Source organism: Oleiagrimonas soli, assembly GCF_000761445.1.
Taxonomy (GTDB): domain Bacteria; phylum Pseudomonadota; class Gammaproteobacteria; order Xanthomonadales; family Rhodanobacteraceae; genus Oleiagrimonas; species Oleiagrimonas soli.
In genome coordinates this window covers 219,690-239,637 of the sequence record NZ_KN196470.1, presented here as the reverse complement: position 1 = coordinate 239,637, position 19,948 = coordinate 219,690, and the positions used below count along the sequence as shown (strand labels likewise).

General features: G+C 68.7%; 17 protein-coding genes. 6 read left to right on the top strand and 11 right to left on the bottom strand.

What is annotated here, in order from left to right; all coding sequences use genetic code 11:
* Positions 1 to 26 precede the first annotated feature (26 nt).
* The 3 genes from ubiE to LF63_RS01090 all read left to right on the top strand — a co-directional run bounded on the left by ubiE (position 27) and on the right by LF63_RS01090 (position 4,114).
* Positions 27 to 779, top strand: a complete 753-nt coding sequence (gene ubiE, locus LF63_RS01100) for a bifunctional demethylmenaquinone methyltransferase/2-methoxy-6-polyprenyl-1,4-benzoquinol methylase UbiE (RefSeq protein WP_043102805.1) — start codon at positions 27 to 29, stop codon at positions 777 to 779.
* Positions 780 to 1,186: 407 nt separating this feature from the next.
* Entirely contained in the window at positions 1,187 to 3,046 is a 1,860-nt protein-coding gene (locus tag LF63_RS01095) for a M1 family metallopeptidase (protein ID WP_043099057.1), read from the top strand.
* Between the two features lie 81 nt (positions 3,047 to 3,127).
* Positions 3,128 to 4,114, top strand: a complete 987-nt coding sequence (locus tag LF63_RS01090; RefSeq protein WP_052394491.1) for an alpha/beta fold hydrolase — start codon at positions 3,128 to 3,130, stop codon at positions 4,112 to 4,114.
* A gap of 48 nt (positions 4,115 to 4,162) precedes the next feature.
* On the opposite strand, the gene cysN is transcribed toward LF63_RS01090, so the two are convergent.
* The 9 genes from cysN to ttcA all read right to left on the bottom strand — a co-directional run bounded on the left by cysN (position 4,163) and on the right by ttcA (position 15,654).
* Positions 4,163 to 6,052, bottom strand: a complete 1,890-nt coding sequence (gene cysN, locus LF63_RS01085; protein WP_043099056.1) for a sulfate adenylyltransferase subunit CysN — start codon at positions 6,050 to 6,052, stop codon at positions 4,163 to 4,165.
* Positions 6,052 to 6,972, bottom strand: a complete 921-nt coding sequence (gene cysD / locus LF63_RS01080) for a sulfate adenylyltransferase subunit CysD (protein WP_043099055.1) — start codon at positions 6,970 to 6,972, stop codon at positions 6,052 to 6,054. The genes cysN and cysD overlap by 1 nt, the downstream gene beginning before the upstream one ends.
* Before the next feature lie 76 nt (positions 6,973 to 7,048).
* Entirely contained in the window at positions 7,049 to 8,827 is a 1,779-nt protein-coding gene (locus LF63_RS01075; RefSeq protein ID WP_200877519.1) for an SLC13 family permease, read from the bottom strand.
* A 160-nt stretch (positions 8,828 to 8,987) separates the two neighbouring features.
* Entirely contained in the window at positions 8,988 to 9,764 is a 777-nt protein-coding gene (locus LF63_RS01070) for a M48 family metallopeptidase (RefSeq protein ID WP_043099054.1), read from the bottom strand.
* A 19-nt stretch (positions 9,765 to 9,783) separates the two neighbouring features.
* Positions 9,784 to 10,701: a recombination-associated protein RdgC gene (locus LF63_RS01065; RefSeq protein WP_043099053.1), complete on the bottom strand. Its 918-nt coding sequence runs from the start codon at positions 10,699 to 10,701 to the stop codon at positions 9,784 to 9,786.
* Positions 10,702 to 10,812: 111 nt separating this feature from the next.
* A complete protein-coding gene (locus tag LF63_RS01060) occupies positions 10,813 to 12,777 on the bottom strand; it encodes a pyrroloquinoline quinone-dependent dehydrogenase (RefSeq protein WP_043099052.1) in 1,965 nt (654 codons plus the stop codon).
* A gap of 102 nt (positions 12,778 to 12,879) precedes the next feature.
* Positions 12,880 to 13,638 carry a LytR/AlgR family response regulator transcription factor gene (locus LF63_RS01055; protein WP_052394489.1) on the bottom strand — a complete coding sequence of 253 codons (759 nt, stop codon included), beginning with the start codon at positions 13,636 to 13,638 and terminating at the stop codon, positions 12,880 to 12,882.
* Positions 13,613 to 14,731: a sensor histidine kinase gene (locus LF63_RS15090; RefSeq protein ID WP_152569199.1), complete on the bottom strand. Its 1,119-nt coding sequence runs from the start codon at positions 14,729 to 14,731 to the stop codon at positions 13,613 to 13,615. Before LF63_RS15090 ends, LF63_RS01055 begins: the two co-directional genes overlap by 26 nt.
* A gap of 86 nt (positions 14,732 to 14,817) precedes the next feature.
* Complete coding sequence (gene ttcA, locus LF63_RS01045; protein WP_081945024.1) at positions 14,818 to 15,654, bottom strand: tRNA 2-thiocytidine(32) synthetase TtcA; 837 nt, start codon at positions 15,652 to 15,654, stop codon at positions 14,818 to 14,820.
* A gap of 69 nt (positions 15,655 to 15,723) precedes the next feature.
* Between ttcA and LF63_RS01040 the strand changes: the two genes are divergently transcribed.
* Positions 15,724 to 15,930, top strand: a complete 207-nt coding sequence (locus LF63_RS01040) for a YdcH family protein (RefSeq protein ID WP_043099051.1) — start codon at positions 15,724 to 15,726, stop codon at positions 15,928 to 15,930.
* Positions 15,931 to 15,961: 31 nt separating this feature from the next.
* Here the strand turns inward: LF63_RS01040 and LF63_RS01035 are convergent, their stop codons facing one another.
* Positions 15,962 to 16,372 (bottom strand): DUF4156 domain-containing protein, encoded by a 411-nt coding sequence (locus LF63_RS01035; RefSeq protein WP_043099050.1) that lies wholly within the window; start codon positions 16,370 to 16,372, stop codon positions 15,962 to 15,964.
* A gap of 206 nt (positions 16,373 to 16,578) precedes the next feature.
* On the opposite strand from LF63_RS01035, the gene LF63_RS01030 reads away from it, so the two are divergent.
* On the top strand, positions 16,579 to 17,352 hold the full coding sequence (locus LF63_RS01030) for a hypothetical protein (RefSeq protein WP_052394485.1): 774 nt from the start codon (positions 16,579 to 16,581) through the stop codon (positions 17,350 to 17,352).
* 6 nt (positions 17,353 to 17,358) lie between these two features.
* Here LF63_RS01030 and LF63_RS01025 read toward each other — a convergent pair whose 3' ends face one another.
* Positions 17,359 to 18,474, bottom strand: coding sequence for an ABC transporter ATP-binding protein (locus LF63_RS01025; protein WP_043099048.1), 1,116 nt, complete (start codon positions 18,472 to 18,474; stop codon positions 17,359 to 17,361).
* A 129-nt stretch (positions 18,475 to 18,603) separates the two neighbouring features.
* On the opposite strand from LF63_RS01025, the gene LF63_RS01020 reads away from it, so the two are divergent.
* Positions 18,604 to 19,944 (top strand): GH1 family beta-glucosidase, encoded by a 1,341-nt coding sequence (locus LF63_RS01020; protein WP_235205245.1) that lies wholly within the window; start codon positions 18,604 to 18,606, stop codon positions 19,942 to 19,944.
* Positions 19,945 to 19,948 lie beyond the last annotated feature (4 nt).

The following is a 19,948-nucleotide window of genomic DNA, read 5'->3' as shown; positions in this document are numbered from 1 at the left end:
GCCCCGCATCGTGTAGCATGCGCGGCATGAACGAGCAGCCATCCACCACCCATTTCGGCTTCCGCGACGTGCCCGTCGCGGAGAAGCAGAAGCTGGTCGGCCAGGTCTTCACCTCGGTCGCGCGCAACTACGACCTGATGAACGACCTGATGTCGTTCGGCGTGCACCGTCTGTGGAAGCGCCACTTCGTCGCCATGAGCGGCGTGCGCAAGGGCGACCGCGTGCTCGATCTGGCCGGCGGCACCGGCGACATCGCCGCGCTGCTCAAGCCGGTGGTCGGCGAAACCGGCGAGATCGTCGTCGGCGACATCAACGCGGCCATGCTCTCAGTCGGCCGCGACCGCCTGACCGACCGCGGCCTGGTCAAGGGTCTGCGCTGGGCGCAGATGAACGCCGAAGTGCTGCCGTTCCCGGACAACCATTTCGACGCCGTAACCATCGCCTTCGGCCTGCGCAACGTCACCGACAAGGACAAGGCGCTGGCCGACATGTGCCGCGTGCTCAAGCCCGGCGGTCGCGCCCTGGTGCTGGAATTCTCCAAGGTCCGCAACGAGACCTTCGGCAAGCTGTACGACTTCCACTCGTTCCAGGTGCTGCCGCGCCTGGGCCGCCTGTTCGCGGGCGACGCCGACAGCTACCGCTACCTGGCCGAATCGATCCGCAAGCATCCGGACCAGGACACCCTGAAGAGCATGATGGAACGCGCCGGCTTCGGCCGCGTCGACGTGCGCAACCTCACCGGCGGCATCGTCGCAATCCACCGCGGCTACAAGTTCTAGGATCGGGATTCGGGATTCGGGATTCGGGATTCGGGATTCGGGATTCGGGATTCGGGATTCGGGATTCGGGCCAAGCGTAAGCCCTCATGTTCGTCATCCCGGCGAAAGCCGGGACCCAGTGCCTCATTCCGCACCTCGAAGTCCCTAGATCCCGGCTTTCGCCGGGATGACGATCGAAGGGAATGCCCGCGGTACGGCCGCATAGCGTATCGGTGGCGTGCCGATGGCCATTCCCTCGGACGGTCGCTGAACGTGCCCGAGCGTGATCTGCAGAAACGTTCTTCGGCGCACGACAGAAATACGCTGGGCGCAGGCGCACGGCAGCCTCCGGCTGCCAGCTTTCGTCACACGAAGCCCGCAGCCTTCGGTGGCATACTGGACAGTCTCCACCTGTTCGGGACTTCTCCATGCGACTGCTCGCCACCCTGGCGCTGACCGCCCTGCTGCTGCCGCTGGCCGCGCACGCCGGCGATCCGCACTCCTACGCCCAGCCCGACAAGGTCGTGGTCACGCACCTCGACCTCGACCTGCACATGGACTTCGCGCACAGGCAGCTGCACGGCGACGCCACGCTGACGCTGCACTGGAAGGACCCGAAGGCGAAGGATCTGGTGCTCGATACCAGCGACCTGAAGATCGCCAGCGTGAAGGCCGTCGCCGACGACGGCCGCACGCGCCCCCTGGCCTTCACGCTGGCCAAGCCGCAGAAGGACATGGGCCGCAAGCTGACCATCGTCGCGCCCGGGCATCCGGGCATGGTGCGCATCGCCTACGCCACCTCGCCGGACGCCGGCGGCCTGCAGTGGCTGCCGCCGGCGCAGACCGCGGACAAGAAGCATCCGTTCATGTTCTCGCAGTCCGAATCGGTGTACGCGCGCTCGTGGATTCCGCTGCAGGATTCGCCGGCGATCCGCTTCACCTACGACGCCCACATCACCGCGCCGGAGAACATCCGCGTGCTGATGAGCGCGCCCAACGACCCGAACCACCCGCTCGACGGCGACTTCCGCTTCGAGCAGACGCATCCGATTCCGTCCTACCTGATGGCGATCGCCGCCGGCGACATCGCCGTGCACACGACCGGACCGCGCAGCGCGGTGTACGCCGAGCCGTCCGTGGTCGCCAAGGCCGCGCACGAGTTCGAGGACACCGAGAAGATGATCGACACCGCGGAGTCGCTGTACGGCCCGTACCGCTGGGGCCGCTACGACATCCTGGTGCTGCCGCCGAGCTTCCCCTACGGCGGCATGGAAAATCCCAACATGACCTTCGCCACGCCGACCGTGCTGGTCGGCGACAAGAGTCTGGTCTCGCTGGTCGCGCACGAGCTGGCGCACTCGTGGTCGGGCAACCTGGTCACCGCCGCCGCCTGGCGCGACATCTGGCTCAACGAGGGCTTCACCACCTACGTGCAGGGCCGCATCACCGAGGCGCTGTACGGCAAGCGCCAGGCCGACGAGGAAGTGCTGCTGTCGGCGCGCGCGCTGGAGAAGAGCATCGGCCACATGCCGCCGAACAGCCAGAAACTGGCGCCCGATCCGCGCGGCGTCGGCGCCGACGATTCGCTGTCCGACGTCGCCTACGACAAGGGCTCGTGGTTTCTGCGTACGCTGGAGCGCCGTTTCGGCCGCGAGCATTTCGACGCCTACCTGAAAGGCTACTTCGATCACTTCGCCTGGCACTCGATCACCACCGAGCAGATGCTGGCGTACCTCAAGCCCCATCTGATCGACAAGTACCCGGGCAAGATGAGCTGGGCCGAAGTGAAGCAGTGGGTCTACGGCACCGGCATTCCCAAGGACGCCCAACTGCCGGATTCGCCACGCTTCGACGCCATCGACAAGGAACGCGCCGCGTTCCTCGCCGGCACCCTGCCCGCCGCCAACCTGGACGCGAAGGACTGGAACACGCAGGAGTGGATGTACTTCCTCGACCGCCTGCCCGACGCGCCGCCGCTGGACAAGATCAAGGCGCTGGACGCCGCCTGGCACCTGACCGGCACGCCCAACGCCGAGATCGGCATGCGCTGGTACATCCACGCCATCGCCGCTGGCGACAAGTCCGTGTGGCCGGCCGCCGCCGAGCACATGACGCGCATCGGCCGTCTGTATCTGACCCTGCCGCTGTATCGCGCCTTCGCCAAGACGCCGGCCGGTCTGGCCTTCGCCCGCAAGGTCTACGCCAAGGCCAGGGCCGGCTACCACCCGCTGACCCAGGAAGCGGTGGAGCGACTGTTCGCGCGCGCCGTCCAGCGCACCGCGCACTGAACTTGCACGGCCGTGCGGGGTCTGCCTTCGCGCAGCCCGCGCGCGCCGCGCACCTTGTTCCCACGAGATACCGAACCAGCCATGACCCGTCCGTTGCCGACCGATCGCCCCCTGTGGAAATACCTGCTGCTGCGCCGCCTGAAGATGCTGCTGGCGCTGGCGGTGCTGATCGCGGTGATCGGCGGCGGGCTGTACCTGTTCGCGCCGCAGTGGCTGATGCAGGTCAACACCTGGCGCAAGGCCGAACAGGCGGGCCTGACCACGCACTACGTACAGATCGGCGACACCGACTGGGCCTACTACGAGGGCGGTCAGGGGCCGACCATCGTGCTGCTGCACGGCTACGGCACGGACCGCAACGTATGGCTGAAGGTCGCGCCGACGCTGACGCGCAACTTCCACCTGATCATTCCCGACCTGCCCGGCTGGGGCGAGTCCACCCGCAACGCCGGCGACAACTACGACATCAGCCACCAGGCCGAGCGTCTGCACGCCTTCGTGCACACCCTGCAGCTTAAGCACTTCGTGCTGGTCGGCCATTCGATGGGCGGCGCCATCGCAGGCGTCTACGCCAGCGAACATCTGGACAACGTCAGCGCCCTGGCGCTCGTCAGCAGCTTCGGCCTGGATTTCGTGAAGAACGATTTCGCGCGCCGGGCCCTGAGCGGCCATAACCCGTTCGCCTTCGACGACCGCGCCGGTCTGGAGCGCATGCTGCGCCTGGTCTTCGCCCAGCCGCCCAGCATGCCCTCGCGCTTCGCCGACGTGATGGTGGACCGCGAACGCGCCAGCCACGCGTTCCTGGACAAGGTGTTCAAGGAACTGGTGCAGCCGGACCAGTACACCATTCTCGACAAGCGCCTGGGCAAGCTGACCATGCCGGTGCTCGGCCTGTGGTGCCGCAAGGACAAGATCATCGACGTGTCGGCGCTGAGCACGCTGCGCAACGGCCTGACGCACGCGCCCAGCATCAGCGCCACCGTGCTCAATGGCTGCGGCCACGTGCCGGAACTGGAGAAGCCGGACGAGACCGCGCGCATCCTGGCCGGGTTCGCCGTCGCGCACTGAGCGCGCGGCCCGCCCGTGCGGACGCACGGGCCAGGCAGCAGCCGGCGGTTAGGCCTCGTCCTTCAGCAGCTCCTCGATGACCTGCTGCGCCAGCACGTCCGGCGCGGTATCGGCGGCGTGCAGGTGGAGTTCGGCGTGTTCGGGCGCCTCGTAAGGCGAGTCGATGCCGGTGAAGTTCTTCAGCGCGCCGGCGCGCGCCTTCGCATACAGCCCCTTGGGATCGCGCTGCTCGCAGATCGCCAGCGGCGTGTCCACGAAGACTTCGTGGAAGTCGCCCTCGGCGAACAGCGCGCGCGCCATCTGCCGCTCGCTGCGGAACGGGCTGATGAAGCTGACCAGCACGATCAGGCCGGCATCGGTCATCAGCCGCGCCACCTCGGCGACGCGACGGATGTTCTCGACGCGATCCTCATCCGTGAAACCGAGATCGCGATTGAGACCGTGACGCACGTTGTCGCCATCCAGCATGTAGGTGTGATAGCCCATCGCGTGCAGGCGCTTCTCGACCAGGTTCGCCACGGTCGACTTGCCCGAGCCGGACAGGCCGGTGAACCACAGGCAAGCCGGATGCTGACCCTTGATGCGCGCACGCGCCTCGCGATCGACGTCGACGTGCTGCCAGTGGATGTTGTCGGCGCGACGCAGGGCGAAGTCGAGCGTACCGGCCGCCACCGTGGCGTTGCTCTGACGGTCGATGAGAATGAAGCCGCCCAACTCGTGGCAGTCGGCATACGCCTCGAACGGAATGGCGTGATCGAGACTGACGTTGACGACGCCCACCTCGTTCAGTTCGAGTCGCTTGGCGGCCAGCGCATCCTGCGTATTGACGTCGATCTTGTGCTTGATCTCGGTGACCTGCGCGCTGACCGTGCGCGTGCCGATCTTCAGCCAGTACGGGCGGCCCGGCAGCAACGCGTGGTCGTTCATCCACAGCAGGTGCGCGGCGAACTGGTCGGCCACCTGCGGCGGCGAGGCGGTGCCGGCGATGACGTCGCCGCGGCTGATGTCACGCTCGTCCTCCAGCGTCAGCGTGACCGCGTCGCCGGCCTGGGCGACGTCGAGATCGCCGTCGGCGGTGACGATGCGCGCGATGCGCGAGCGCGCGCCGCCCGGCAGGGCCACGACCTCGTCGCCCGTGCGGATCGCGCCCGCCGCCACCTGACCGGCGTAGCCGCGGAAGTTCTGGTCGGGGCGGCACACCCACTGCACCGGCAGGCGGAAGCCCAGCGTCTGCGCCGCGCGCGACACCGCCACCGTCTCCAGATGTTCGAGCAGCGTCGGACCGTCGTACCAGTCCAGCGCCGTGGAGCGCGTGCTGACGTTGTCGCCCTTCAGCGCCGACACCGGAATCGCCGTGACCTGCGCGATGCCGAGCTGCGCGGCGAGTTCGGCGTAGCCGGCCTCGATCTCGGCGAACACGGCCGGATCGTAGCCGACCAGATCCATCTTGTTCACCGCCAGCAGCACATGGCGGATGCCCAGCAGCGCGCAGATGTAGCTGTGCCGGCGCGTCTGCATCAGCAGGCCCTTGCGCGCATCGACCAGCACCACGGCCAGATCGGCGGTGGAGGCGCCGGTCGCCATGTTGCGCGTGTACTGCTCGTGGCCCGGGCAGTCGGCGACGATGAACTTGCGCTTCTCGGTGCCGAAGAAACGGTAGGCCACGTCGATGGTGATGCCCTGCTCGCGCTCGGCGGCCAGGCCGTCGACCAGCAGCGCGAAGTCGAGTTCGCCGTTCTGCGTGCCATGCCGCCGGCTGTCGCCCTCCAGCGCGGTGAGCTGGTCGTCGAACAGCAGCTTGGTGTCGTACAGCAGGCGGCCCAGCAGCGTGCTCTTGCCGTCGTCGACGCTGCCGCAGGTGATCAGGCGCAGCAGGCCCTTGGTCTCGTGCTGTCGCAGGTAGGCGTCGATGGCGGCCTTGGCGGTATCGGTGGTCATCAGAAGTAGCCCTCCTGCTTCTTCTGTTCCATCGACGCGCCGGCGTCCTTGTCGATGACGCGGCCCTGGCGCTCGGACGTGGTCGCGACCAGCATCTCCTGAATCACCTTGGGCAGGGTGTCGGCCTCGGATTCGATGGCGCCGGTCAGCGGGTAGCAGCCCAGGGTGCGGAAGCGCACGCTGCGCATCCGCGGCGTCTCGCCCGGCTCCAGCGGCATGCGGTCGTCGTCGACCATGATCAGCGTGCCGTCGCGCTCGACCACCGGCCGCTCGGCGGCCAGGTACAGCGACGGCACCTCGATATTCTCGCGATAGATGTAGAGCCAGATGTCCAGCTCGGTCCAGTTCGACAACGGAAACACGCGCACGCTCTCGCCCTTCTTGATGCGCGCGTTGTACAGGCTCCACAGCTCCGGCCGCTGGTTCTTCGGATCCCAGCGATGCTGCGCGTTGCGGAACGAGAACACGCGCTCCTTGGCGCGCGACTTTTCCTCGTCGCGGCGCGCGCCGCCGATGGCGGCATCGAACTTGTGCTTGTCCAGCGCCTGCTTCAGCGACTGGGTCTTCATGACGTCCGTGTGCACCGCCGAGCCGTGCGTGAACGGACCCACGCCCTGCGCGACGCCTTCCTGGTTGATGTGCACGATCAGCCGACAGCCGGTTTCCTTCGCGCGGCGGTCGCGGAAGGCGATCATCTCGCGGAACTTCCAGGTGGTGTCCACATGCATCAGCGGAATCGGCGGCGGCGCCGGATGGAATGCCTTCTGCAGCAAGTGCAGCAGCACCGAGGAGTCCTTGCCCACCGAATACAGCATCACCGGGTTGGCGAACTCGGCCGCCACCTCGCGCATGATGTGGATGCTTTCGGCTTCCAGGCGCTTCAGATGCGAATCGTGCGCCAGTGTGTCGATGTCCTTCATGGATTTCCCGCTCGATCGATCCCCGGCAGTGTATCGCGCATGAGGCGCGCTGCACCGCTACGCACCGGCATATCGTTCAGGCGAACGGCCATACCTGCGGAATCACCCACAGCACCACCGCGCCGACCAGGATCGACAGCGGCGTGCCGACCTTCACGTAGTCGAGGAAACGGTAGCCGCCGGGGCCGTACACCATCAAGTTGGTCTGGTAGCCGATCGGCGTGATGAACGCGGCCGAGGAACCGACCATCACGGTCATCACGAAGGGCATCGGCAGCACGCCCAGCTGTGCCGCCGCCGCCATGCCGATGGGAAACATCAGCACCGCCGCGGCGTTGTTGGTCAGCAGTTCGGTGAAGACCACCGTGCAGACGTACAGCAGGACCAGGGTGCGGAACGGATCGCCGCTCGCGCCCTGCAGCAGCAGATGCGCCACTTCGTTGGCGACACCGGTGGTCTGCAGCGCCCGGCCGATGGCGAAGGCGCACGCGATCACCACGATCAGGGGAAAATCCACCGCCTTGCGCGCGTCGCGCAGCTGCACGCAGCCGGTCACCAGCATCGCCAACCCCGCGGCCAGCGCGGACACGAAGATGTCCACGCGCAGCAGCGTGTTGGCCGCGATCATCGCGCCGAGGATGGTCAGCGACAGCAGCGCCTTGCGCGGCTGCACCGTCGGCGTGTCGTCGAGCAGGTTGACCATCGCGAACTCGTGCGACTGCGCGAAGCGGTCGGTGAAGCCCGGCGTGGTCTCCAGCAGCAGGGTGTCGCCGGTCTGCAGGACCGCGTTGCCGGGCTTGTCGCGCAGTTGCCGGCCGTGCCGATTTACCGCCACCACCACGGCGTCGTAGCGATGACGGAAATTGCCCTCGCGCAGCGAGCGGCCGACCATCGGCGACAGGCGCGACAACACGACCTCGACGAAATGCCGCCCTTCTACGCCGCCGATCTTGAACACCTGGTCGTCGGCATGGGCCAGCCCCGGCCACTGACGCACTTCGCGCAGAGCTTCGGCGGAACCGACGATCACCAGACGGTCGTCGCCCTGCAGGCGGGTATGCGCGGTCAACGCCGGCAACAGGCGGCCCTCGCGCTGGATTTCGGCCAGGAACAGGCCCGACACGCCGCGCAAACCGGCCTCGTCCAGGGTCTTGCCGTCCAGCGGGCCGGCCGGATCGACCCGCATTTCGAGCACGTATTCCTTGGTGTCGCGCGCCTGCTCCATCGCGCCGCGCCGGTCCGGCAGCAGCCAGCGCCCCACCGTCAGCAGATAGAGCATGCCGACCAGCGCCGCCGGCACGCCGACCCAGGCCGGATCGAACATGCGCAGCTGCGGCAGGCCGGGATAGGCCTGCGCCAGACCGTCGACGATCAGGTTGGTGCTGGTGCCGATCAGGCTGCACAGGCCGCCGAGGATGGTCGCGTAGCTCAACGGCAGCAGCAGCTTGGACACCGAGATGCCGCTCTTGCGCGACCAGTCCTCGACCGCCGAGGTCAGCATCGCCACCACCGGCGTGTTGTTGATGAAGGCGCTGAGCGACGAGGACACGCCGATCAGCCGCGCCTGCGCCAGGAACGCGCCGCGCGGCTTGCCCAGCACCCACGCGCCGACCCAGCGGATCGCGCCCGTGCCGCGCAGGCCGGCGGCGACGATGAACAACACCGCCACCGTCAGCACCGCGGTATTGGAGAAACCGGCCAGCGCCTGCACCGGCGTCAGCACGCCGAACAGCAGCAGCACGGCCACCGCGCCCATCAGCACGAACTCGGGCGCGAAGCGCTCCCATACCAGCATCGCCATGGTCGCGACGATCACCGCGATCGTCAGCCAGGCATCGGGGCCGAGCGTCATCATCGCGGCACCCGACGGGCGGCGACGGACGGCGTGGATCGCAACGGCGACATCATCGTCTTCGGCACGGCGAACCCGGATGGACAGGGCCTTTCAACATGCCACAGATGCCGCCAGGCGGGGAATGTCCCGAACGGCCCAGCCCGAAAGCCCCACCCGGCCGTCAATCGGCGATATCGGCCACCAGGCGCTCGATCTGCAGCTTCAGCTCGGCGCCGTGATCGCGCAGCCAGGCGCGCTGCGCCTCCCAGCCGGGATCGAGTTCGCCGACCTGCCGCCAGAAGCGCGGCGAGTGGTCGCGCACCTTCAGATGGCACAGCTCGTGCACCAGCACATAGCGCAGCGCCGCCGACGGCGCCAGGGCCAGCGAGAGGTCCAGGTTGATGCGGTCGCGCGTGTCCAGGCTGCCCCACTGGCTCTGCATCGCACGAATGCGCAACGCGGTCGGCGCCATGCCCAGCTGCGGCACGTAGCGCGGCATCCAGCGCCCGGCATCGCGGCGGATGCGGTCTTCCAGAAAACCGGCCAGCAGGCCGCGCGCCACCGGCAGGAACTTGGGCTGCAACTTCGGCAGCGCCAGCACCACCGCGTCGTCAGCGTCGCGCTGCACGCGCGGATACGGCCCCTCGGCCCAGCGCAGCGGCACCGTGCGTCCACGCAGGGGCATCTCGGTCTCGCGTCCCACGCACAGGCGCGGCAACGGCTTGAGCAGCAGGCGCTGCTGGCCCATCTGGTGTTCCAGCCAGTCCGCGTGCTGGCGCAGGAACGCGGACACCTGCGCCGGGTGCGTGCCGAGCGGGTAGGTCACGCGCGCACCGCCCGGCGTGATCGTCAGGCGCAGGCGTTTGGAGCGCGGATGCGCGTTGCCCAGCACCTTGATGCGGGTGCCGCTGGTCGTGGACAGCTCCAGCCAGTTGTCGGTTACCCGTTCGCGAACCATCGTGTCGGCATGTCCGTCGTCAGGCCCCGTCGGGACGGGGCAGTCCGAACCATTCGTCCAGTTTCTGCAGCAGGCGCTCCAGTTCCAGCGTCATCAACGCGAACCGCGCGTCCATTTCCTCGGCGGCCGAATCGGCCTGCGCGTGATCGAGTTCGTCGGTGATCACGTCGAAGAATTTCAGCTTGCGGATGACCATGTCCTCGCCGAGCACGAAGCCGATGCGCTCGTCGAATTCCAGGCCCAGCTGGAACACCTGCTTGCCACCGCGAAGATGCTCCCGAATCTCGTCCGATTCAAGCTCCTGATGACGACAGCGCACCACCGCGCCGCCGGCATTGGCCGGGTCGCGCAGCTCGCACTCGTCGGACAGCGTCAGACCGGCCGGCAGATCGCCGCTGGTCAGCCAGTCGGTCATGATCTGGCGCGGCGACTTCTCCGGCGCCAGCGGCAGCGCGGGGAAGCTGCCCAAGGCCTCGCGCAGGTTGGTCAGACCCTGCTCGGCGGCCTTGCGGCTGGAGGTGTCGAACACCGCCCAGCCGAGCTTGCGCTGCAGCCACACCTGCATGCGCGACGGGCGCGAGAAGGCGCGCGGCATGAGCTGGTCCAGCACCTCCTGCTTGAGCCGCTTGCGCTCGCGGCCGCCGACGCGACGGCCCTCGTCCTCGGCCAGCTTGCGCACCTTGCGCGAGAGTTCCTCGTTGACCACCGAGGCCGGCAGCAGCTTGTCCTCGCTGCCGACGGTGACCAGCAGGCTGTCGCCGACACCGTGGGTCAGCGCCTCGGCGTCCGGACCGAGCGGCGGCACGAAGCCGTGCGTGGCCATCTCCATCGCGCCGCAGGGGCGCAGGCGGTGCTCGTCGAGCGCGGCGTCGAGTTCGCCGAGGCTCTCGGCGACGGAAGGCGGAAAGCGGAACAGCGTGAGATTGCGAAAGAACATGGGCGGTCCGTGATCGGGACGGCCCGGCGCGATGCCGGGCCGTGGAAGCAAAGGATCACGATCATACCGACCCGGCGTCTCCGCAGGCGAGACCGCTGCCGCAACGCGCCCTCAGCGCGGCAGGGCGAAGGCCACCAGCGCGTCGCCACGCGCCGTGTCGAGCTTGCCGTGACCGCCCGCCGCGACCACCACGTACTGCCGGTCGCCGACGACGTAGCTCATCGGCGTGGCCATCGCCGGCGCATCCAGGTGATAGCGCCACAACACGCGGCCGTCGCGCTGATCGAATGCGCGCAGGTAGCCGTCGGTCGCCGCACCGATGAACAGCACGCCGCCGGCCGTGACCATCGAACCGCCCAGGTTGGGCGCGCCGTGCAGGTACCAGAACGGCCAGGGCGCCTTGCCGCGGCTGGTGCCCAGCGGACGCGACCAGGCGATGCGGCCGTGCGCCAGATCCACCGCCACCAGCCGGCCCCACGGCGGCTTGATGCAGGGCGCGCCAAGCGGCGACAGCAGCGCGCGCCGGCGCATGGCGTAAGGCGTGCCGTCCTGCACGTTGTAGTCCCAGCCATCCAGACCGCCGTTCTTGCGCAGCCGCTCGAAGGTCGCGCGCGGCAACAACTGCACCACCATCGGCAGATCGTCGACGTTGGCGAACAGCATCTGCGTGTGAGGATTCCACGATCCGCTGCCCCAGTTGGTGCCGCCGACCCAGCTGGGCATCTCGATGCTGCCGCGCAGGCTCTGCGGCGTGAACATGCCGTCGCTGCGCAGCTCGGCGATACGCTTGCGGCAGGCGTTGCGGTCCCAGAACGTCAGGCCCCAGGCGTCGTCCGGCGTCACCGGCCCCTGCCGCACCAGCGCCGGCAGCGCCGAATACGGCTGGGTCGGGCTGAGCTGCTCGCCGGGCACGCCGTCGGTCGGCACCGCGCGCTCGGTCACCGGGTACACCGGCGTACCGTCGTCGCGGCGGAACACGAAGACCTGACCGTTCTTGGTCAGCTGCACCACCGCCGCAATCGCCTGGCCGTCGCGGCGCACGGTGACCAGCATCGGCTGCGCGGCCAGATCGTAGTCCCAGGTATCGTGATGGATCAGCTGCCGCGCCCACACCCGCTGGCCGGTGCGCGTGTCCAGTGCCACCAGCGAGTTGGCCCAGGCGTCGTCGCCCGGGCGATCGCCGCCATAGAGATCGGGACTGGCCGAACCGGTGGGAATGAACACCCGATGCCGCGCCGCATCCACCGAGAACACGCCCCAGGCGTTGGCGGCGCCGTTCCACTTGGGGTACGGCGGCGCATCGTGACCGGGATCGGCGTCCGCGCCCGTGCGGGTGATCGGGTTCCAATGCCAGCGCGGCGCGCCGGTGCGGGCGTCGAACGCGCGCACCGTGCCGCGCGCCTCGGCGGCGAAGGCGTTGTCGCCGATCGACGATCCCAGGATCACCGTGCCATCGGCGACCACCGGCGGCGAGGTGAATTCGTAGTCGGCGTGGCGGGTGCGGCGCAGATGCGCGGACAGATGCAGCTGGCCGTGATCGCCGAACGCCTCGCAGGGCTTGCCGGTGGCGGCGTCGAGCGCGATCAGGCGGGTGTCGACGGTCGGCACGAACAGCCGCGCGGCGCAGGGCGCGTCCGCTTTGGCCTGCGGATCGCGCCAGTAGGTCACGCCGCGCGAGGTCAGCTCGGAGTAGTCGGCGTGCGCCTCGACATGCGCGTCGTAGCGCCAGCGCGCCTTGCCCGTGGCCGCGTCCAGCGCGAACACCTGTCCGGTGGCGGTGCTGAAATACAGCGTACCGTGGACGAACAGCGGCGTGGCCTCGAACGTGAGCTTGCCCCCGACGTCCCAGCCCTTGGCCCGCGCGCCGGTGTGAAAGGTCCAGACCGGTTGCAGCCGGTCCACGTTGGCAGGCGTGATCTGCGCGATGGGCGCGAAACGGCGTCCACCGGCGTCGCCGCCCCAGGCCGACCACTGGAACGCGCGGGCCACGGCGCTGGGCGCGGACGGCGGCGGCGCGGCGCTGCACGCGGCCAGCACGGCGGCAGCCAGCACGGCCATCAGGATCGGACGACACATGGAACGCTCTCCTCGTGGTGGGCTGTCGCCGACACTGCCCGCCGCATCGCGCGGGTCACAAGCGAAAGATGACGAACGGGTCCGATCGCGACGCCGACGGTCTCAGCCGCCGCGCAACGCCGGCGGCAGCGCGCCGCGATAGCGCCGACTGACCTGCACCGTGCTGCCGTCGCGCAGGGTCAGTTCGGCGTCGCCGTGCGCGCGCGGCGTCAAGGCGGCGATCTGGTCCACGCGCACCAGATGCTGGCGATGCACACGCAGGAAGCGCGCCGGGTCCATGCGCTGCGCCAGTCGCGTCAGCGTGGTGCGCAGCAGGTAGCGGCGTTCGGCGGTGTGCAGCTCCACGTAGTTGCCGCAGCTGGCGACGCGCAGCACCTCCGTCATCGGCACCACCACGCGACTTCCGCGGTCGTGCACCACCACCCATGGCAGCTCCGGCGGCGCGGGCATGGCCGCGCGCAGGCGGCGCACGTCCTCGTCGGCGGGCGGCGCATCGGTGGCCCGCAGGCGCTCGCGCAGCCGTTCCAGCGTGACCGCCAGCCGCCGGTCGTCGAACGGCTTGAGCAGGTAATCGACCGCCGCCACCTCGAACGCACGCAGGGCGTGCTCGTGATAGGCGGTCGCGAACACGATCAGCGGCCACGGCGGCGGCAGGCGGTCGAGCACGTCGAAGGCGCTGGCCGTGCCCAGCGCGATGTCGAGAAACAGCGCATCGACCTGCGTCGTCGGCAGACGATCCAGCGCCTCGCGCAGACCGTCGGCCTCGACCACGATCTCGACGTCGTCGTGCGCGGCCAGCAACCGCCGCAGCCGGGCGCGCGCCGGCGCCTCGTCCTCAACGATGGCCAGACGCAACGGCATCGTCCCGCTCCAGCGGCATGTCCAACGTCACCTCGGTGCCGCCCTCCGCGCGCCGCGCGATGCGCAGCGCGTGGTCGTCGGGATACAGCAGCGCCAGGCGCTCGCGCACGTTGCCGAGTCCCAATCCGGGTTCGGCGTCGGCGGCCAGTCCGACGCCGTCGTCGGCGACCCGGCACCGCAGCCGCCCGTCCTCGGCCCACACGTCCACCTCCAACCGTCCGCGGCCGCTGCGCAGGCCGTGACGGAACGCGTTCTCGACCAGCGGCTGCAGCAGCAGGCGCGGTATCCGTGCGTCGCCCAGCGCGGGATCGATGCGGATCGCCACGTGCAGCAGTCCCGGCTGCCGCTCGGCCATGAGATGCGCGTAGGCGCGCAGCCACTTCGCCTCCTCGCCGAGCCGGATGCGCTCGCCGCCCTCGCCGTTCATCGCCGAGCGCAGCAGATCGGCCAGCGCTACCACCATGCGGTCGGCGGCGGCCACGTCCTCGTACATGCGGTTGGAGATCGCGTTCAGCGTGTTGAAGATGAAGTGCGGCTCGATCTGCGCGGTCAGATGCGCCAGCCGCGCCTCGGACACCGCCTGCCGCAGTTCCAGCTCACGCAGTTGCTGGCGGCGACGCTGGAGGATGCTGCGCACCAGGGCGCAGGCCAGCAACAGCAACAGGTAGGTACTCAGATCGCGCTGGAACTCGAAGAAGAACACCTCCACCGCGTTGCCGACACGGTAGGTGCTGCCCATCGCCGCATAGGCCAGCTGACGCAGCCATTCCATCGAGGCGATATGCACCACCGAGAACACCAGGCAGGCCACCACGTGGATCGGCAGCCGTCGCGGCCAGCCGGGGCCGGTGATGCGGAAACGGTTCTCGAAGCGCGCCACCGCCAGCGACAGCACGCTCAGCACCACGGTGCTGCTCAGCTCCCAGACATAGTTTTCCCAATGCGCCGGCGGATGCATGTCGCCGCGATGACTGATGACGCCCTCGCTGCCCTGCCACAGGCCCAGCAGCACCCAGCCCAGGACGTACAGCAGGAACCGGACCGGCCGCTCCAGCAGCAAGGCATCGGGAGAACGGAATCGGGACTGCGTCATGACATCGCCGCGGCAACAACGAAGGTCATTGAACCGCGATCGGCCGTCGCCGTCGATGCCGTCCGTCCCGGCATCGGCCCCGCTCGTCACATGCCGGTTGCGAACTCGTCGGCGCGCAGCCCGGCGAAGTCGAACAGCGACGGATCGGCCAGGTGCGAGGGTGTGACATGGCCCAGCGCGCGCAGGATGTTGTCGACGCGACCGGGTTGTTCGCGGTCCCACGCGTTCAGCATCGTCTGCACGGCCTGGCGCTGCAGGTTCGGCTGGCTGCCGCACAGGTTGCAGGGAATGATCGGAAAGCCCTGTTCTTCCGCATAGGCCTCGATGTCGCGCTCGCGACAGTAGGCCAGCGGACGGATCACCACGTGGCGACCGTCGTCCGAACGCAGCTTCGGCGGCATCGACTTCAGCGACGCCTGGAAGAACAGGTTCAGGAACAGCGTGGCGACCAGGTCGTCGCCATGGTGGCCGAGCGCGATCTTGGTGATGCCGTTGGCCGCCGCCCAGGTGTACAGCGAACCCCGCCGCAGCCGCGAGCACAGACCACAGGTGGTCGCGCCCTCGGGAATCACCCGCTTGACCACGCTGTAGGTGTCCTGCTCGATGATGTGGAACGGCACGCCCTTGGCGCGCAGGTAGTCCGGCAGCACGTGCTCGGGGAAGCCCGGCTGCTTCTGGTCCAGATTCACCGCGATCAGCTCGAAACGCACCGGCGCGCGCGCCTGCAGCTGCAGCAGCATGTCGAGCAGGGTATAGGAATCCTTGCCGCCGGACAGGCAGACCATGACCTTGTCGCCGTCCTCGATCATGCCGAAGTCGACGATGGCCTTGCCGGTCAGGCGGCGCAGCTTGCGGCCGAGCGATTCGTGGCGGCGCGCGCCGCGCAGGCCGTCGAGCGGGATGACGATTTCACGGGCATTCATGGGCGTCGATTGTACCGGCCTCGACGGCGCTACACTTGGTGCTTGGACTTACCGTCACGGAGCGCACCCGTGCAGCCGCCCGATCCCGTCGAAATCGCCCGCCAGCTGGAAGCCCTGCGTCTGGAGCATCGCGATCTGGACGACGCCATCGCGCGGCTGGTCATGGACCCGATCTGCGACCAGCTGCGGCTGAGCCGCATGAAGAAGCGCAAGCTGCTGCTCAAGGACAGCATCGCGCGGCTGGAAAGCCGGATGATTCCCGACCTCGACGCCTGAACGGGGCGCGGCCGACGCCGCGCCCACGGACTCAGTTGCCTTCGACCGGATAAGTCTGCGCGGAACCGTCCTGCGGCTGCGCGCTGGTGCCCGTCGTGGCCGCGGCCGGCTTCATCGCCGCCTGGCCGCACTGGTACGCACCCCAGGCCTGCTCGCCGTCCAGCGGCTCGCCCAACGGCTTGACCGTATCGGCGCCCATGCTGGCGGCCTCGTTGCGCGCCATCACTTCCAGCTCGTCACGCACCTTGATGTCGTTGCGGTCGATCGGGCCGACGCGATCCATCACCGACACCGTGACCCGGCCCAGCTGCTTGCACTGGGAGACGTCCTGGGTCCAGGCCGTGTGCACCTTCTTGCCGCCTTCGTTGAGTTTGATGCCCCAGGTGCAGCCGGCGACCGTCAAAGTCAGCACCGCCAGGACGAGCAACGGAATCTTGCGCATGGAATTCTCCGGAAAGGGACTGCTTGCAGTCTGCCAACGCGCATCGTACCGCGTGAACGTGACTTGCGGCTTAAAGCCCGACTGCCGTCTGCACGGCCTGCGCAACGCCGCACGCATCGAGGCGCATCCGCGCGCGCGGCGCTTGCGTAGATAAGGGGGTGCGCGCCGACGTGCGCCGCACACGCCGCCCGCATCACGGAGTCGCCATGCTTTCCGCCCTGCTGCTGTCCCTGGCCGCGCTGTCCGCCGGCACGCCGACGGGTCCGATCCGCGCCTACACCGGCATCGCCCGCACCGCGCCGGACGCCGACGTGCTGTACCGCGAACAGCATTTCCTGTTCGACAGCGCCGATGGCCCGCGCGAATTGGTGCTGTACCGCTGTCCGGATGGACGTCCGTTCGCGCGCAAGTGGCTCGACACGCGCACACCCCAGACGCCCGACTTCGCGCTGCTCGACGCGCGCAGCGGCTATCGCGAGGGCGTGCGCACGCAGGATGGGCGACGCGAAGTCTACGTGCACCGGGTCGGCGCCAAAGACACGCCGCAAGCCGCGCTGACCATGTCGCCCAACGCGGTGATCGACAGCGGCTTCGACGCCTTCGTGCGCACGCACTGGGACGCCCTGGCGGCGGGACGTACGCTGAAGGTCGAGTTCCTGGTGCCCAGCCGCCTGAAGTTCATGCATTTCAAGGTCGCGCGCCGCGACGACCCTGCCGCCGCCCGCCACGACGAGATGGTGCTGCGGCTGCAGCTGGACAGCTGGATCGCCTTCGCCCTGCCGCACATCGACGTCGGCTATGCGCTGGACACGCGCCGGCTGCGCTGGTTCCGTGGACTGTCCAATCTGCGCGACCTGCGCGGCGAGAACCTCACCGTGTCGCTGCGCTATCCATCCGATCTGCGCGAGGATCGCGCGCCCGCGGCGGCGTTGCAGGCCGCGCGCGACGCCTCGCTGGACGGCCGCTGCCGCCTGCGCTGAAACGCTTCAGGCCGACGCGTCGGTGTCGATGCGCTGGCCGCTGCCGGCGTCGAAGAAATGCATGCGCCGCGGATCATAGGTGACGCGCACGCAGCGGCCCGACTCGGGCAGCGCCTGCGGCGGCACCCGCGCCACCACGGCATGCGCGCCGAAGCGCATGTTGAGAAAAGCCTCGTTGCCGACGTGTTCGACCAGATCCAGCTCGGCCTCCAGCGTCGGCATCGCGCCCGCCTCGGTCGTCGCCAGGGCCAACGCCTCCGGCCGCAACCCGACCACGACTTCACGTCCCTCGTGGGCCGCCAGCGCGCGCCGCACAACGGAGTCCTCGGGCAGGTCCAGGTGCCCGGCATCGGTCACCTGCACGCACGCGGCCACGACATCGAGCCGGCCACGCAGCAGGTTCATCGACGGGCTGCCCAGGAATCCGGCCACGAACAGGTTGGCCGGTCGCTCGTAAATGCGCAGCGGCGTGTCGTCCTGCTGCACGCGCCCGCCGTCCATCACCACGATGCGCTGGCCCAGGGTCATCGCCTCGACCTGATCGTGGGTGACGTAGATCATGGTCGCCTTGACCGCGCGGTGCAGGCGCGCGATCTCCATGCGCATGCTCGCGCGCAGGCCGGCGTCGAGGTTCGACAGCGGCTCGTCCAGCAGAAACACACGCGGCTGGCGCACCAGCGCACGGCCCAGCGCGACACGCTGGCGCTGGCCGCCGGACAGCGCGCCGGGGCGACGATCCAGCAGCGCCTCCAGACCGAGCATCGCGGCCGCCTGCTGCACCCGCGGCGCAATCTCCCGACGCGGACACCCGCGCAGCTTCAATCCGAACGCCATGTTCTCGGCCACGCTCATGTGCGGATACAGCGCGTAGTTCTGGAACACCATCGCGATGTCGCGATCCTTCGGCTCGACCGCATGCACCTCACGGTCGTCGATCAGGATGCGGCCGCTGTCGACGCTGTCGAGCCCGGCGATCATGCGCAACGTGGTGGTCTTGCCGCAGCCCGATGGCCCCAGCAACACCATCAGCTGCGCGCTCTCGACGCGGAAGCTGACGGCATCGACCGCGCACACGCCTTCAGCGTAGGCCTTGGTCACGTTTTCGAGTACGACACTCCCCACCCTTGCTTGTCCTCGTCGCGTGTCACCGGCTGCCATCTGCCGGACAGTTGAGCTATTCTGCCATGTAATCGTTTTCAGCCGCGGTTCCGCGCGTATCTCCCAGGGGCCTCCCGCATCATGCCGGAAAACATGCGCTTTCCCGAAACCTTCCTGTGGGGGTGCGCGACCAGCGCTTACCAGATCGAAGGCTCGCCGCTGGCCGACGGCGCCGGCCCGAGCATCTGGGAACGGTTCGCGCACACGCCGGGGATGATGCACAACGACGACCACGGCGACATCGCCTGCGACCACTACCACCGCTTCCGCGACGACGTGAAGCTGATGCGCGACCTGGGCCTGACCAGCTACCGCTTCTCCATCGCCTGGGCGCGCATCCTGCCGGCCGGCACCGGCGCGGTGAATCAGAAAGGACTGGATTTCTATCGCCAACTGGTCGACGCGCTGCGCGAAGGCGGCATCACGCCAATGGCCACGCTGTACCACTGGGACCTGCCCGAAGCGCTCGATGACCGCGGCGGCTGGCTCAACCGCGACAGCGCCGACTGGTTCGCCGAATACGCCACCACCTGCTTCGAGGCGCTGGACGACCGCGTGCCGCTGTGGGTGACGCTGAACGAACCGTGGGTCGTCACCGACGGCGGCTACCTGCACGGCGTGCTCGCGCCCGGCCACCGCAGCCCGTACGAAACCGCGCGGGTCACGCATCACCTGATGCGCGCGCACGGCGCCGCAGTGCAGGCCTACCGCGCCGTGGGCAAACACCAGATCGGTCTGGTGGTGAATCTGGAGCCGAAATACCCGGCCAGCGACCGCGCCGAAGACCGCGCCGCCACGCAACGCGCCGACGCCTACATGAATCGGCAGTACCTGGACCCGGCGCTGAAAGGGTCCTACCCGCCGGAAATGCGCGACATCTTCGGCGACGCCTGGCGCGACTGGCCGGCCGCCGACCTCGAACAGATTCGCCAGCCAATCGACTTCCTCGGCGTCAACTACTACACCCGCGGCCTGACCGCACACGACGCCACCGCCTGGCCACTGCGCGCACGCACCCGACGCGTCCCGCAAGCGACCTATACCGAGACCGACTGGGAAGTCTACGAGCAGGGCCTGACCGACATCCTGACCTGGGTAAAACAGCGCTACGGCGACATTCCGCTATACGTGACCGAGAACGGCGCGGCCTTCTACGACCCGCCGGTCGCCGCCGCCGACGGCGTGCACGACCCACTGCGCATCGACTACCTGCGCCGCCACCTGCGCGCCGTGCACAAGGCCATCGCCCAAGGCGCGGACGTGCGCGGCTACTACCTGTGGTCGCTATTGGACAATCTGGAATGGTCGCTGGGTTTCGCCAAACGCTTCGGCATCGTGCACGTCAACTACGAAACCCTGCAGCGCACGCCCAAGGACAGCGCGAAGTTTTACGCCGAGGTCATCGCCAGCCACGGCGAGTCGCTGAGCGACTGAACCG